General features: G+C 58.7%; 16 protein-coding genes. 14 read left to right on the top strand and 2 right to left on the bottom strand.

Going from position 1 to position 14,180, the window contains the following annotated elements; all coding sequences use genetic code 11:
- Nucleotides 1-20: 20 nt before the first annotated feature.
- Nucleotides 21-896 carry a LysR family transcriptional regulator gene (locus ACLH0I_RS15505; protein ID WP_186728320.1) on the bottom strand — a complete coding sequence of 292 codons (876 nt, stop codon included), beginning with the start codon at nucleotides 894-896 and terminating at the stop codon, nucleotides 21-23.
- A 133-nt stretch (nucleotides 897-1,029) separates the two neighbouring features.
- Between ACLH0I_RS15505 and ACLH0I_RS15500 the strand changes: the two genes are divergently transcribed.
- The 13 genes from ACLH0I_RS15500 (at nucleotide 1,030) to ACLH0I_RS15440 (ending at nucleotide 11,107) form a co-directional block, all read left to right on the top strand.
- Nucleotides 1,030-1,608: a TetR/AcrR family transcriptional regulator gene (locus tag ACLH0I_RS15500; protein WP_250963705.1), complete on the top strand. Its 579-nt coding sequence runs from the start codon at nucleotides 1,030-1,032 to the stop codon at nucleotides 1,606-1,608.
- 55 nt (nucleotides 1,609-1,663) lie between these two features.
- Complete coding sequence (locus ACLH0I_RS15495; RefSeq protein WP_250963706.1) at nucleotides 1,664-2,767, top strand: alkene reductase; 1,104 nt, start codon at nucleotides 1,664-1,666, stop codon at nucleotides 2,765-2,767.
- A gap of 100 nt (nucleotides 2,768-2,867) precedes the next feature.
- Complete coding sequence (locus ACLH0I_RS15490) at nucleotides 2,868-3,611, top strand: SDR family oxidoreductase (protein WP_250963707.1); 744 nt, start codon at nucleotides 2,868-2,870, stop codon at nucleotides 3,609-3,611.
- Nucleotides 3,612-3,694: 83 nt separating this feature from the next.
- On the top strand, nucleotides 3,695-4,081 hold the full coding sequence (locus tag ACLH0I_RS15485; RefSeq protein ID WP_250963708.1) for a nuclear transport factor 2 family protein: 387 nt from the start codon (nucleotides 3,695-3,697) through the stop codon (nucleotides 4,079-4,081).
- Between the two features lie 85 nt (nucleotides 4,082-4,166).
- On the top strand, nucleotides 4,167-4,553 hold the full coding sequence (locus tag ACLH0I_RS15480) for a nuclear transport factor 2 family protein (RefSeq protein WP_250963709.1): 387 nt from the start codon (nucleotides 4,167-4,169) through the stop codon (nucleotides 4,551-4,553).
- A gap of 113 nt (nucleotides 4,554-4,666) precedes the next feature.
- On the top strand, nucleotides 4,667-5,104 hold the full coding sequence (locus ACLH0I_RS15475) for an SRPBCC family protein (RefSeq protein WP_411384657.1): 438 nt from the start codon (nucleotides 4,667-4,669) through the stop codon (nucleotides 5,102-5,104).
- A gap of 16 nt (nucleotides 5,105-5,120) precedes the next feature.
- Entirely contained in the window at nucleotides 5,121-5,705 is a 585-nt protein-coding gene (locus ACLH0I_RS15470) for a flavin reductase family protein (RefSeq protein WP_186728327.1), read from the top strand.
- Between the two features lie 165 nt (nucleotides 5,706-5,870).
- Nucleotides 5,871-6,902, top strand: coding sequence for a phosphate ABC transporter substrate-binding protein PstS (gene pstS / locus ACLH0I_RS15465; protein WP_186705615.1), 1,032 nt, complete (start codon nucleotides 5,871-5,873; stop codon nucleotides 6,900-6,902).
- A gap of 72 nt (nucleotides 6,903-6,974) precedes the next feature.
- Nucleotides 6,975-7,940: a phosphate ABC transporter permease subunit PstC gene (pstC, locus tag ACLH0I_RS15460; RefSeq protein WP_186705614.1), complete on the top strand. Its 966-nt coding sequence runs from the start codon at nucleotides 6,975-6,977 to the stop codon at nucleotides 7,938-7,940.
- On the top strand, nucleotides 7,940-8,851 hold the full coding sequence (pstA, locus tag ACLH0I_RS15455; protein ID WP_186705613.1) for a phosphate ABC transporter permease PstA: 912 nt from the start codon (nucleotides 7,940-7,942) through the stop codon (nucleotides 8,849-8,851). Before pstC ends, pstA begins: the two co-directional genes overlap by 1 nt.
- A gap of 75 nt (nucleotides 8,852-8,926) precedes the next feature.
- On the top strand, nucleotides 8,927-9,688 hold the full coding sequence (gene pstB, locus ACLH0I_RS15450; RefSeq protein WP_025214260.1) for a phosphate ABC transporter ATP-binding protein PstB: 762 nt from the start codon (nucleotides 8,927-8,929) through the stop codon (nucleotides 9,686-9,688).
- A gap of 94 nt (nucleotides 9,689-9,782) precedes the next feature.
- Nucleotides 9,783-10,481 (top strand): hypothetical protein, encoded by a 699-nt coding sequence (locus tag ACLH0I_RS15445; protein ID WP_186705612.1) that lies wholly within the window; start codon nucleotides 9,783-9,785, stop codon nucleotides 10,479-10,481.
- Complete coding sequence (locus ACLH0I_RS15440) at nucleotides 10,481-11,107, top strand: hypothetical protein (protein WP_411384656.1); 627 nt, start codon at nucleotides 10,481-10,483, stop codon at nucleotides 11,105-11,107. Before ACLH0I_RS15445 ends, ACLH0I_RS15440 begins: the two co-directional genes overlap by 1 nt.
- A gap of 29 nt (nucleotides 11,108-11,136) precedes the next feature.
- On the opposite strand, the gene rtcR is transcribed toward ACLH0I_RS15440, so the two are convergent.
- A complete protein-coding gene (gene rtcR / locus ACLH0I_RS15435; RefSeq protein ID WP_411384655.1) occupies nucleotides 11,137-12,744 on the bottom strand; it encodes an RNA repair transcriptional activator RtcR in 1,608 nt (535 codons plus the stop codon).
- Nucleotides 12,745-12,949: 205 nt separating this feature from the next.
- Here rtcR and ACLH0I_RS15430 point away from each other — a divergent pair, with 205 nt between their 5' ends.
- Nucleotides 12,950-14,176 carry an RtcB family protein gene (locus ACLH0I_RS15430; RefSeq protein ID WP_411384654.1) on the top strand — a complete coding sequence of 409 codons (1,227 nt, stop codon included), beginning with the start codon at nucleotides 12,950-12,952 and terminating at the stop codon, nucleotides 14,174-14,176.
- The last annotated feature ends 4 nt before the right edge of the window (nucleotides 14,177-14,180 follow it).

The raw sequence follows: 14,180 nt of genomic DNA, 5'->3' as shown, positions 1-14,180 counted from the left end.
GGCAGACATCGCTCCTTGCCCTACGGGCTTTTCAGAACCTGGTCGGTAATCAACTGGACTAATAACTTTACCGGCTCGCTGAGGCTACGGCGCGCACGATGGACCAGGCCAATGTCGCGATGAAATGTGCGTTGTTTCAGGTCGATGGGGCGAACCCCGGCAGACCATTGCTGGTGGGCTGCCATTTCCGGCACCAACGCCACGCCGACTCCGTTTGCCACCAGCTTGATAATCGCATCCAGCTCATCGAGCTCGCAGACTTCATGCAGGGGGATATGAGTTTCTCGCAAGAACCGATCAACCTGACGCCCGCCAAAAGATGAGCGGTCATACCGAATGAAGGGCTGGCTTGATAACAGCTCCGCCCAGTCGTCTCCTGGCATATCGGCAGGAACGATCAGGCGGTACGGTTCACGGGCCAAGGTGGTCCAGCGCAGGTCACTCTGCAGGGAGAAGGGTGGGCGGATGATTGCGGCCATATCGATTTCACCTGAATCGACCTGGTTCACCAGTTCCATCGAAAGGCCGGGAACGACGCGGGTCCTGCATTGTGGGGAGCGTTGGTGAAACTCAGCGAGTGCTTCCGGCAAAAAGGAGCGCTGAACGGAGGCAATCGCGCCAATGGTGACCAGGATACTGGCCGATAGGCCGACCGATGTCGTGCCCAGGTTTTGGAACTGGCGCACCAGCTCCTGGCCCTGCAATAGCACTTGATGTCCCATGCGGTTGAGCTGGGCGGAGCGTCCCTTGCGGTCGAATAACGCCACGCCAAGCTCCGCCTCAAGGCGTTGCATCTGTGCACTGACGGCGGCTTGGGTAAGCCCGATCTTGCTGCCCGCCGCAGCAAACGTGCCTTCTCTGGCCACCGCGATAAGTGTTTTCAGTTCTTTGATCATTCGAAAATAATAATGTTGTTTTGACGGGAAACATATTCATTTTGTTTATGATTGCAGGGCAGACTTCGTTATCGCGTATCCTTTGTAGAAGCTTGTAGACGACTGGTCTAATTTCCGGTAGGCTGCACCCACTATGAAGAAACCCGCTAATGAAATGCGCGAGCACATCCTTGATGTAGCCAGGGCGCTCATGACCCACAAAGGCTATACCGCCGTAGGTCTCAATGAAGTGTTGAGCACGGCGGGCGTGCCCAAGGGGTCGTTCTATTACTATTTCAAATCCAAGGAAGAATTCGGCCAGGCACTCCTTGATGAGTACTTTGACGAATATCTGTCGCGTATCGGCCCGATTCTCAAGCAACAGGCCAGCGGGGCAGAGAGCCTTCTGACGTACTTCCAGTATTGGAGCGAAACCCAGCATGACGACTCGGTCGATAACAAATGCCTGGTCGTGAAGCTTGGCGCCGAGGTCTGCGACCTCTCCGAGGTTATGCGGCAGGTGCTGGAGAAAGGCACGACCCGGATCGTGAAGCTGATCACGGACAGCATCGAGCGCGGAATCAAGGACGGCAGTATCGCTACCCGTGACAGTGTTGCGCTGGCTGAGTCGCTTTACCAATTGTGGCTGGGCGCCTCGTTGATGGCGAAAGTGAACCGTTCCACTCAACCCTTTGAATCGGCAATGACCCTGACAAAAAGCTTGCTCGGTTGAGCTCGCTTTTTTTTGCCTGGGAACTAGACGACTGGTCTACTAAATTGAGACGCATATGATTGATAACAATCCCCGCACTGATCTGTTCGAGCCCACGCGCATGGGGGCCATCGAACTCGCCAACCGTTTCGTAATGGCGCCGGTTACTCGTAGCCGTTACGCCGAAGACGGTGTCCCTGACGATCTGCACGCTACCTACTATGCCCAGCGTGCATCAGCCGGCCTGATCATTGCCGAGGCGACCAATATTTCCGCCCAGGGCCGGGGTTATGCCGCCACCCCGGGAATCTGGAGCGATGAGCAGACCGCAGGCTGGAGGAAAGTCACCGAGGCCGTGCACGCTGAAGGGGGCAAGATTGTGCTGCAGTTGTGGCACGTCGGCCGCTTCTCCAGCGTCGAACTACAGCCTGACGGCCAGGCACCGGTAGCACCGTCTGCAATCAAGGCCGAGGGCAGTACCTACACGGCCGGAGGTTTCGTTCCGGTGTCCATGCCGCGAGCCCTGGAAACCGATGAAATTCCCGGAATCATTGAGCAATACCGCGTGGCCGCACGGAATGCCAAGCGCGCCGGTTTCGACGGGGTAGAAGTACATTCGGCCAATAGCTATCTGCTCGACCAGTTCTTGCGTGACTCCACCAACCAGCGTACCGACCGTTACGGTGGCTCGATCGAAAACCGGGCGCGCCTGACCCTTGAAGTCACTCGCGCGGTGATCGATATCTGGGGCAGCGACCGAGTCGGTATCCGTCTTTCGCCAGTGACGCCCGACGCAGGTAATACGCCGCCGGACAGCAACGTCATGGGCCTGTTCGGTTACCTGGTGCCCGAGCTGAACAAGCTCGACCTTGCCTACCTGCATTTTGTCGAGGGCGCCACGGCGACCAGCCGCGACGTCCCCGAAGGCGTCGATATGGATGCCTTGAGCGGCCTGTTTACCGGGCCTTATATCGGTAACAACAACTACAACCTGGGAATGGCCATCGAGCGCCGCGCTCAGGGCAAGATCGACGCCGTGGCCTTCGGCCGCCTGTTCATCTCCAACCCTGATCTTGTCCAGCGCCTGCGCCTGGGAGCCGAGCTGACGATTGCTCCGCGTGAGAGTTACTACGGTGGCGGCGCCAAGGGCTACATCGACTGGCCCAATGGCAACTACTGAGGTTGCTGGCGGAGTAACCCCAGTGCTGTCCATGGGGATCGCCACGGCTCTCGTTATCCCCATGTGCCCAATTCCCGGGCGCAGGTAGAAGGATCAAAACATGAATTATCTGGATCAGAAAGTCGTCGTCATCACCGGTGCCTCTTCCGGTCTCGGCGCAGCTTCCGCGCGTGCCTTGGCTGCTTGTGGAGTACGTATCGTCGCAGCCGCCATCGATGGGCCAGGGCTGAACGCTTTCGTTGCGGATTTGCGTGCCAGCGGTGTGGACGCAGTTGGCAAGGTCACCGACGTGACCGACCTGGACGAGTCCCGCGCCCTGGCTCGATTCGCCATGGATACCTACGGCGCCCTCGACATCCTGGTCAACAACGCCGGCCTGATGCTGTTCTCCAACTGGACCGATATGGCTGTCAACGACTGGAACAAGATGATCGACGTCAACATCAAGGGCTATCTCAACATGATCGCCGCGGTACTGCCACAGATGCTCGAGCAGAAATCTGGCCACATTCTCAACATGGCCTCTGTGGCTGGCCATCAGGTAGGCGAGGCCGCTGGCGTGTACAGCGCCAGCAAGTTTTTCGTGCAAGCGATGACCGAGTCGATGCGCAAGGAGCTGGGGGTCAAGCACGGTATTCGTGCCGGCACGATCAGCCCCGGCGTGATCAACACCGGTTGGGCGGACAAGGTTGAAGACCCCGAGGGCCGCAAGGCCGCAAGGGCGCTTAACAAGATCGCCATTTCCCCGGACGACATCGGCAGGGCGGTGGTCTACGCCCTCAATCAACCTGCCAACGTCACTGTAAACGACCTGATTGTGTCCCCGACCCGGCAGGATTGGTAAGGGCGCATCGTGCTGGAAACCCGACGGGATTCCCCCGTGGACGCCCAAGCACTTCTCACACATTTAGAACCAGGAAAAACACCATGAGCAACCCCACTTACGTGCAGGAATACCAAGCCATCGTCGACGTGCTGAACCAGTACAACGAAGGCGGCAAGCAGGCCAAGAGCAGCGTCATGAAACCGGCCTTCAGCGAGCAGGCAACCATTTTCGGTGTCGATGGCGACGCCAAGTTGGTCGGCGGTGCGATCCAAGGTCTGTTCGATACTATCGACAACCCACCTTTCCGTCCTTCCCCGGAAGCCCAAGGTGTCATCGTCAACGTTGACATCGTTGGTACCGCCGCCAGTGCCCGCATCGATACCAACGATATCTCGGGGTTCTGTTTCACCGATTTCTTCAACTTGCTGAAGGTTGAAGGCAAGTGGACGGTGGTCAGCAAGATTTACCACACCCATATCGCTCCGTAATTGGCGGTTTTTCAATGAGCCCGGCGTCAAGCGATGCCGGCCTCCCACTGGCGCGTCCTGCGTCGCATTTGACTGGAGAGAAATCATGAGCAAGAACATCAAGGCCGTTCCTACGGCCGAATACGATGCTGTGATCGCGGTAGCGCAGAAATATGTCGATGGCCTGCGCATCGGTAGCGTTGAAGATGTGGCGCAGGCATTCCACAAGGATGCGGTCATGTACGGCTTCACCAACGGGGCGCTATTGGGTGGCCCGATTGCCAATCTGTTTGGCTTCATCGAGAAGAACGGTAAGGCTCCGGAGATCAAGACCCGCCTGGATGTGTTGGCGATTACGCCGACCACCGCGGTAGTACGTGTGGACATGGAAAAAGACGCCATCGGCGCCGACTACAACGACTATCTGACGTTGATCCGGATTGATGGCACGTGGAAGGTCATCGCCAAGGTTTATCACCAGTTCGAAGGCTGAGCGCTGTCACTAACCACTGGTCTTGGGTCATGCCCGCCGAGCGCGTGACCCCAGACGTTTCCCCCTTATGCTCATTGAAATCAGGCAGGCAGCGGCCTGTCAGGAGTCCTGCTATGCCTTCGGTTCACCACAACGCGCTGGTCAACAGCGACGCCACCCAGGTGTGGAGCGTCATCAAGCAATTCGCAAACATCAGCCAATGGCATCCGGTCGTTACCCGGAGCCTGATCGAGGACGGCCAGCCCGACGGCCTGGTCGGCTGCATTCGCACCCTGATCTTGCAGGATGGCGCCATCTTGCGCGAGCGCCTGCTGGCGATGGACGACAGCCAGTTGAGCTTTTCCTACCGTTTCGAGGAGGCGCCATTGCCGGTGGACGACTACGTGATGACGGTAAAGCTGATCCCCGTCAGTGGCCAGGACAAGACCTTGATTCAGTGGTCGGCGTGTTTCGACAACCAAGAGCCGGATCCCCAGGGGCTGCAGCTGGACATTATCCGTGGTCTGATTGTCAGTGGGCATGACAGCCTGCAAGCGTATCTGAACCGTTGAACGCTGGAGGTTGCCGATGAACAAACACATCGCCCCGGTACCGCTGGAGAAGGCCTTTCGCCTGATCAATCACGGCCCCACCGTCCTCGTCTCCGCCCGTCACGACGGCGTGGACAATGTCATGGCCGCGTCCTGGGCCTGCGCCCTGGACTACTCACCGCCAAAGTTGACCGTGGTGCTGGACAAGGTCGCCAAGACGCGAGAGCTGGTAGAGCACAGCGGCCACTTCGTTATCCAGGTGCCCACGCTCGCCCAGCTCGACCTCACGTACCAAGTGGGCCACCGCAGCCTGTCTGACGAGGCGGACAAGCTGACGCGTAGCGGCGTTGAGTTGTTCGCCATCGATGGCCAAGACGTGCCGTTCGTGAGCGGCTGCTCGGCCTGGCTGGCCTGCCGCTTGATCGCCGAACCACACAACCAGGAGCGATACGACCTGTTCATTGGCGAGGTTATCGGCGCCTGGGCCGACACTCGGGTATTTCGCGACGGTCATTGGCATTTCGAGAGCGCCGAACCGGCCTGGCGTAGCCTGCACTACATTGCGGGTGGGCGTTTCTACGCGATTGGTGAAGCCTTGGACTCGCGAGACAAACTCGACTGATCAGCAGCACACCGTTTCAGTGTTTTGCCAAACAGTTCCAGCTGCGCCCATCGGTGCGGCTGCACAAAAGGGAGCATTTGCTCCCTTTTGCCATTCGATTTTCATAAAAACGTAACACAACTGTTGCAGAGTTCTCCGGCCCGTCATCACAAGGAATTTCTTTCAATGAAAAGTTTGATGAAGTCTGCTGCGCTCGCCGTTACGCTTTCTCTTTGTGCCACTTCGGCGACCTTCGCTGCAGAAAGTGTCCGTCTGACGGGTTCTGGCGCGAGTTTCCCAGCGCCGATCTACCTCACCTGGTTCAAGGATTTCAGCAAGAAATCCGAAGGCGTCACGGTGGACTACCAATCCAAGGGCAGCGGCGCGGGTGTACAGGACTTTCTGAATAAAACCGTTGATTTCGCCGCCAGCGATTCGGCGATGAAAGACGAAGACATCGCCAAGGTCGCCGAAGGCGTGCAGTTGCTGCCGATGACCGCTGGGGAAATCGTCCTGGCCTATAACCTGCCGGGCAATCCCAAGGGCCTGAAGTTGCCACGGGATGTGTACTCCAACATCTTCCTCGGCAAGATCACTCGCTGGAACGATCCGCAAATCGTGGCGGCCAACCCGGACCTGAAACTGTCCGATACGCCGATCACGGTTGTCGTGCGTGCCGATTCCAGCGGCACCACCGCGGTATTCACCAAACACCTGGCGACCATCAACCCAGACTTCAAACAGGCGCTGGGGGAGGGCAACACCGTCAACTGGCCGGCCAGTGACAAGTTCATCAAGTCGCCGAAGAACGATGGTGTGACCGCTACCGTGCGCCAGACCCCGGGCGCGATTGGCTACATCGAATACGGCTTCGCCAAGCTCGCCAAGGTTGACTTCGCCCAGTTGCAGAACAAGGCCGGCCAATACGTCGTGCCAAACGCCGAGAGTGGTGCCGAGGCCCTGGCGGCGGTGAAGATGCCAGAAAGCCTGGTGTCCTGGTTGCCTGATCCAGACGGCGCCAAGTCGTACCCGATCACGTCCTACACCTGGATGATTTTCCGCAAGGACAACGGCAATCCGGCCAAGGCCAAGGCCATGCGTGAAATGGTCGAATACAGCCTGACCGAAGGCCAGAAAATTGCCGACTCGATGGGGTACATCCCGTTGCCGGCGTCGGTTGTCGATCAGGTTCGCAAAGCTTCCGCCAACATTCAGTAACGCCTGAGGCCTCTCCCGGTGTGGCATGTCAGCCATGCTGGGAGAGCTTTCCCCCTGTTCCGGAATTAGCCAATGAACACTCCCTTTGTCGTACCGGTTAATCCAGATTCTGCCTGCCAGCCACCGTCCGCGAAGGACTTCCTGGTGGATCGCACCTTTCGTGCGATTGCTCGCATAGGGGTGGTCCTGGTTCTGGCGCTGGTGTTTGCCCTCGTGTTCGAGGTCGGACGCAAGGCGCTTCCCGGCATGGAAAAGCACGGGTTTGATGTGCTGCTCGGCACTGTCTGGGACGTTAACCAGGGTAAATACGGCATCCTGCCGGCTATCTGGGGCACGCTCTACAGCGCCTTTATCGCGTTGCTGATCGCCGGGTTCTTCGGCGTCAGCATGGCGATTTTCCTGACCCAGGATTTCCTCCCCCCCAAGCTCGCCGCCATTTTTCGCACCATCGTCGAATTGCTCGCGGCCATCCCCAGCGTCGTCTACGGCCTGTGGGGGATCTACGTGGTGATCCCGGCGATTCGGCCGCTGACCACCTGGTTGAACAGTGAGCTGGGCTGGATACCGTTCTTCGGCACGTCCTTGAGCGGGCCGGGGCTGCTTCCCGCAGCGTTGGTGCTTGCCATCATGATCCTGCCGACCATTGCCGCCGTTTCGCAGGATGCGCTCACGGCCGTACCGATGAAAACCAAGCAGGCTGCCTACGGCATGGGCACCACCCATTGGGAAGCGATTCTCAAGGTCATGGTGCCGTCCGCTGCCACCGGTATTTTCGGCTCCCTGGTGCTGGGCCTGGGGCGTGCGCTGGGTGAAACCATGGCATTGGCCATGCTGGTCGGCAACGCGAACAACATTTCCCTTTCGCTGTTCGCCCCGGCCAACACCTTGGCGGCCTTGCTGGCGTTGAACTTCCCCGAAGCCGGACCGAACGAGATTGAAGTCCTGATGTATGCCGCGCTGGTGCTGATGTTCATCACGTTGATCGTGAACGTCTTCGGCTCCTTGATCATGATGTATGCCCAACGGGGTAATAAGTGATGACCGATCTCACTGCTGCAACAGACTTGACGGCTCCAGCAGGCGCGATGCCCAGCCTGCAGCGCAAGTTCGAGGGCCGTGCCCTGCGCAGCCTGATCTTGACCACACTGGTCTGGAGCGGGGCGCTGCTGGCCAGCGTGCCGTTGATTTCCGTGCTCTACATGCTGATCACCCGCGGCGGCGCGCGCCTGAACCTGGAAGTGTTTACCGAACTGCCGCCGACCGGTTTCGAGATGGGCGGGGGCTTCGGCAACGCGCTGGCCGGTACGTTTGTGATGGTGGGCATCGCGGCGGCAATCGCGGTGCCGGTCGGCATCATGGCGGCGATTTTCCTGGCTGAACTGGGGCCGGACAGCAAACTGGCGAATGCCGCGCGCTTTGCGGCCAAGATGCTCACGGGGCTGCCGTCGATCCTGGCCGGGGTGTTTGCCTACGCCTTGGTGGTGATGACCACCGGTACTTATTCGGCACCGGCGGGCGGCGTCGCGCTGGCGGTACTGATGCTGCCTATCGTCGTGCTGACGGCGGAAGAGTCGATGCGGATGGTGCCCAAGATCATGAAGGATGCCGCCTACGGCATGGGCTGCACCCGCTCGCAGGTGATCTGGAAAATCATCTTGCCCACCGGCATGCCAGCAATCCTGACCGGCGTCATGCTGGCCGTGGCCCGTGCCGCGGGCGAGACAGCGCCGTTGTTGTTTACCGCGCTGTTCAGCAACTACTGGATCTACCACCAAGGCAGCCTCGAGGTCATGAACCCGACGGCATCGCTGGCAGTACTGATCTACAACTTCTCCGGCATGCCGTTCGACAACCAGCTTGAGCTCGCATGGGCGGCCTCCCTGGTGCTGGTGATGATCGTGTTGGTCGTGAACATCATCAGCCGTATTTTCGGCAAGCCCAAGTATTAAGAACGGGAGCATCTGATCGTGAACGTATCCACTGCGCAAATAGCCGCTCCGTTTGTCACCCAGGCCCCTGTCGTCATGGACTGCAAACTGGACAAGATTTTCTACGGCAACTTCATGGCGGTACGTGACAGCCATGTACCGATCGAAAAAAACAAGATCACCGGCTTCATTGGGCCCTCCGGCTGTGGCAAGAGCACCGTGCTGCGCAGCCTCAACCGAATGAACGATCTGGTGAAAGGTTTCCGTTTCGAGGGCCACGTGCACTTCCTCGGCCAAGACGTCTATGGCAAGGGCGTCGATCCGGTGGTCGTGCGCCGCTACATCGGCATGGTGTTTCAACAGCCCAACCCGTTTTCGATGAGCATCTTCGACAACGTCGCGTTTGGCCTGCGCCTCAATCGCTACAAGGGCGATATCGGCGATCGGGTCAAACATGCGCTGCAAGGTGCCGCGCTGTGGGATGAGGTCAAGGACAAGCTCAAGGTCAGTGGCCTGTCGCTGTCCGGCGGCCAGCAACAACGACTGTGCATTGCCCGCGCCATCGCCACCGAGCCGGAAGTCCTGCTGCTGGATGAGCCGTGCTCTGCACTCGACCCGATCGCTACCCGGCGGGTCGAAGAGTTGATGGTCGAGTTGAAGAAGGACTACACCATCGCGCTGGTCACCCACAACATGCAGCAAGCCATCCGCGTCGCTGATACCACGGCGTTCTTCTCGGTGGATATTTCCCAGGGCACGCGCACCGGCTACTTGGTCGAAATGGGCCCGACGACGCAAATTTTCGACAACCCTCGTGAACAGATGACCGGCGACTACATCAGCGGCAAGTTCAGCTGAGTCCACTTCCGGTCAAGGCCGCATACCTGCAGAAGCCAAATGGATTTGGCGGGCATCCGGTAGACATTTACCAAGCGTTTCCCAAGGAGCACCAATGCCTGCTACGCACCGCCTTGATTTGCCTGCGATTGAACGTGCACTGCGGGAAGTGCAAGAGCGCTTCGCCGCGCTGAGCCGGCACTTCACGGAGCCGCGCGATCCCCTGACCGACGAGGTGCTGCACAATGTGCTTGAAGGTTATGCGCTGGTTGACGACTATGTTGCCCGCGGTGTTGATCTGTTCGACCTCCAGCAACTGAACCTGATGCTTGAGATCAACGCCACGGTGCTGTGCGGCCGAGACCCGGCGCGCCGCTTGGAGTACGCCCAGCACCTGGCCGCGACCGAGGCGCATTTCTTCAACAACGTTGAGGGAGGCATCAAGGACTTGTACAACTGGTATTGTGCGTATCGCAGCGAATCCGTCTGGAAGCGTGCGGCTGGCGTCTATGTGCGCATTCTCAGCAAGCCGCAGTTGTTCATTGAAGGGAACAACCGCAGTGGGTCGCTCATCGTCAGCTACCTGCTCATGCGCGCGGGCTTGCCGCCTTTCGTGTTGACGCTGGAAAACGCCGAGGGCTACTTCAACCCCTCATCCGTCATACGCAACTCTGCCAAACATGGCGTCAAGGCGTTGTACGAATTGCCCAAGATCAAGAAAAAATACGCCGCTTTCCTGGAAGAACAGGCACCCGATCCAATGAAGTTCTTTCTCAAGGGCAAGCCGTCGTCCTTCTCTCTAGGTGGCCATTGATGGGTAGGTATACGGCGCTCGCCAAATGCAAAACCGTCGGTAGCCGGGTAGGGCAGGCCATCCGCAGCGCTGTCCCGCTGCAAATGTCCAGGCGCCAACGCATCCGTATTTCGTTTGATATCGATGACACGCTCGCCTGCCAACTCCACCACTGCGAAGTCGAGCACAGCAAACTGCCGGCCAGCGTCCATCGTTGGTTGGGTGAACCGTTGCGCAGGGGCACACGTTCCTTGATCCGAGAGCTGCGCCGCCAGGATTGCAGCATCTGGGTCTATACCTCGTCCGGTCGCACGCCGTCCTATATCCGTCGTTGGCTGCTGCTGTATGGCATTCGCGTCGATGGCGTGGTCAACAGCGTGCTGCACAATCGTGCGCTGACGGTGCACGGACTGTCCAACTCGCCTTCGAAATATCCGCCAGCGTTCGATATCGACTTGCACGTTGATGATTCCGAAGGGGTGCAGATCGAAGGGGATGACCATGGCTTTCGCGTGGTCGTGGTGCATCCGGAGGATGAGGGTTGGGCGCACAAAGTGCTGGAGGCGGTCGCCGTTGTCCAGGCGCAATTGGCTTGGCAGCAGAGGCCTGTACAGCGAGCTTCGTTGCGCCGAGTGCCGACTATTTAGCCAGTGACAGATTCCGTACCGCGTGCCTTCTATACAAGCTCGCTGACTTGGCTCCATGGGATGTTGAATCGACCCAGAAACTTACGGATACGATCGGAATCATTAGGCGATGCCTTGGCTGATCGGCTCTGTGAAAAGAGCTTGCGACCGGCCTCCGCCTGACTTGCCGCTGTGCTGCACACCTTCAAGACCGACTCCAGCTGAAGGCGATCGAACAGATCAATTTCGAGACCTGCTTTCGCCAGGTGCTCCGACAGCGGGTCGGAGATGGTCGGCATCCGCCAGTCCAGGCGCAGTCGTTCCAATTCATCCTCCACCAGCGCCATGTCGATCCGGCCGCTGTCGGCCAAGGTGGCCATCCGGGTGATCGACGCGGAGAGTTGTCGGAAGTTTCCCGGCCAACGGGCGTCCCCGCTGGTAGCAAAGGACACATATCGGCGCCGAGCTTCGACATTGAAACGAACCGTGTAGCCGTGATCCCGGGCATAGCGCTGCAGTTCAAAATCGATGTTCGGCTCGATGTCTTCCCTTCGGTTGGCCAGCCCGGGCAGTACAAATGTCCAAATGTTGATCCTGGCTAACAAGTCCTCGCGAAACTGGCCATCGGTCACTCGTGTTTGCAGGTCTCGATTGGTACCTGCTATCAGGGTGAAATCGGACTCGACCTCCCTGTCAGAACCCATCGGCAGGAACCGCTTTTCCTCAATCGCCTTCAGGAGCATCGCTTGCTCATCGAGCGGCAGCTCTCCAATCTCATCAAGGAACAAAACCCCTTTGTGAGCCGAGCGCAGCAAGCCCTCTCGCGCCTGTTGAGCGCCGGTGAACGCGCCTTTGGCATGGCCAAAAAGCGTCGACATCGCGGTATCACCGCGCAACGTGGCGCAGTTCACCGTGACGAACGGGCCATCGATCTGGTGTCGGCCCCGTTTAAGCTCATAGACCTGTCGTGCCAGAAAGGACTTGCCGGCGCCTGTGGGGCCGCTGATCAAAATCGGCGCCTTGGATCGAACGGCGACCCGTTCGATCTGCTCTATCGTACGGTTGAACGCCGTGTTGCGGGTCGCAATGCCGGACTTGAGCAGTTGCGTACCTTCCAGCCGCTCAGCTTGGAATCGCTTCGCGATCTGGTCGTAGCGCTGAAGATCGAGGTCGGTGACAACGTGTTTGCCAGCCGGCACTGAGTCATCATCCCGCAGGCTGCTCGGCTGCGTCTGTATCAGTTTGGCTGGGACATGCCGGGACTCGGCCAGCAGGAACCAGACGATCTGCTGAACATGGGTGCCCGTGGTGATGTGAACAAGATAATCCTCACGCTCTGTGTCAAAGGGGTAGTCAGCCGCGAAGTCATGGAGTGCGGCATACACTTCCTCGAAGTCCCAGGCGTTTCGCATCGCCATGGTGTGCAGGCGGACTTCGGTCTCTGGCGACACCTGAGCGATATCAGCCGCTACCTTCAACGCCAGATCCGTGTCAAAGCGCGCCTCCCCGTGAATCAGCTCAAGGCGATCAATCACCAGGTCGGGCTGCTGGCAAAGTGAGACAGTCGGACGCCATTTGTTCCAGCGCTGCTCACCCTTGCCAACGCGGTCGAGCTTCGAGCCCAGGATTCCAATGGCGACTGTCTTCTTGGTGTGCATTGCGGAATATCTCAAAAGATAGAGTTCGATAATGCAGTATAGTTTTTATGTCTTTGTATTGAATAGCCTTCACTGGGCTGCAGGCCTTCATCTCTAAATTAATCGTTTAAGATCAATGAAATACAGAATATACAGTGCACCGTTAGTGACTTTGGCATGCCGCTCGCTATAGAGCTCCAAACAGAACATCACAGGAGCGAAAATAATGACCACTCAAACCTTCGAGCTGCTTGAGGTCGAAAACGGCAAGCCCATCAAAATGTGGACCCGAGGCGTCCCGGTTGAACCCGAGGCCAGGCAACAACTGATGAACACGGCGCAGATGCCGTTCGTGTTCAAGCACATGGCTGTCATGCCCGACGTTCATCTGGGGAAAGGCTCGACCATCGGGAGCGTGATTCCTACCAAAGGCGCGGTGATTCCCGCTGCCGTCGGGGTCGACCTCGGTTGCGGGATGTCGGCCGTGCGCACCTCGCTGCGCGCCGGCGATCTTCCCGACAGTCTGTTTGGCCTGCGTAGCGCAATCGAGAAGGCCGTGCCGCACGGACGCACCTCGGGGCGTAGCGGTCGGGATAAAGGCGCTTGGGAGACCGCCCCGGCGCTTGTTGATCAGGCATGGTCGGCCCTTGAGGGGCGTTTCAACCTCATCACCGACAAACACCCCAGCCTGGAAAAATCCAACAACCGTAAACACCTCGGAACGCTAGGCACAGGAAACCACTTCGTAGAAGTGTGCCTGGACGAGACCGACCACGTGTGGGTCATGCTGCACACCGGCTCCCGTGGCGTAGGGAACATGATCGGCACCTATTTCATCGAAAAGGCCCGTGAAGAGATGCGCAAGCACATGGTGAACTTGCCCGACCGGGATCTCGCCTACCTGCGAGAAGGAACGTCCAGCTTCGATGATTACGTCGAGGCCGTTGAGTGGGCCCAGGACTTCGCCAAACAGAACCGCGCGGTGATGATGGTGGCGGTGTTGGACGCCGTCCGATCGATTATCACCAAGCCGTTCGAGTCACGGCTGATCGCTGTCGACTGCCACCATAACTACGTGGAGCGGGGCACTTATTTTGGGGAGGACATTCTTCTCACCCGTAAAGGCGCCGTCTCCGCGCAGAAGGGGCAGATGGGGATCATTCCGGGGTCGATGGGCGCAAAGAGCTTCATCGTGCGCGGCCTGGGGAACGAGGAGGCGTTCTGCAGTTGTTCCCACGGTGCGGGCCGGGTGATGAGCCGCACCAAGGCGAAGGCGGTGTTTACGGTCGAGGACCAGGTGCGGGCGACCGCGCATGTGGAGTGTCGTAAGGATGCGGCTGTTATCGATGAGATTCCGATGGCTTACAAGGATATCGATGCAGTGATGGCTGCCCAACGCGACCTGGTCGAAGTGGTTCATACCTTGCGCCAAGTCGTATGCGTGAAGGGGTGAGGTG

The sequence above is a fragment of the Pseudomonas sp. MPB03 genome, assembly GCF_046605385.1.
Classification (GTDB): Bacteria; Pseudomonadota; Gammaproteobacteria; order Pseudomonadales; family Pseudomonadaceae; genus Aquipseudomonas; species Aquipseudomonas zanjanensis.
This window is presented reverse-complemented; position numbering and strand designations above follow the sequence as displayed.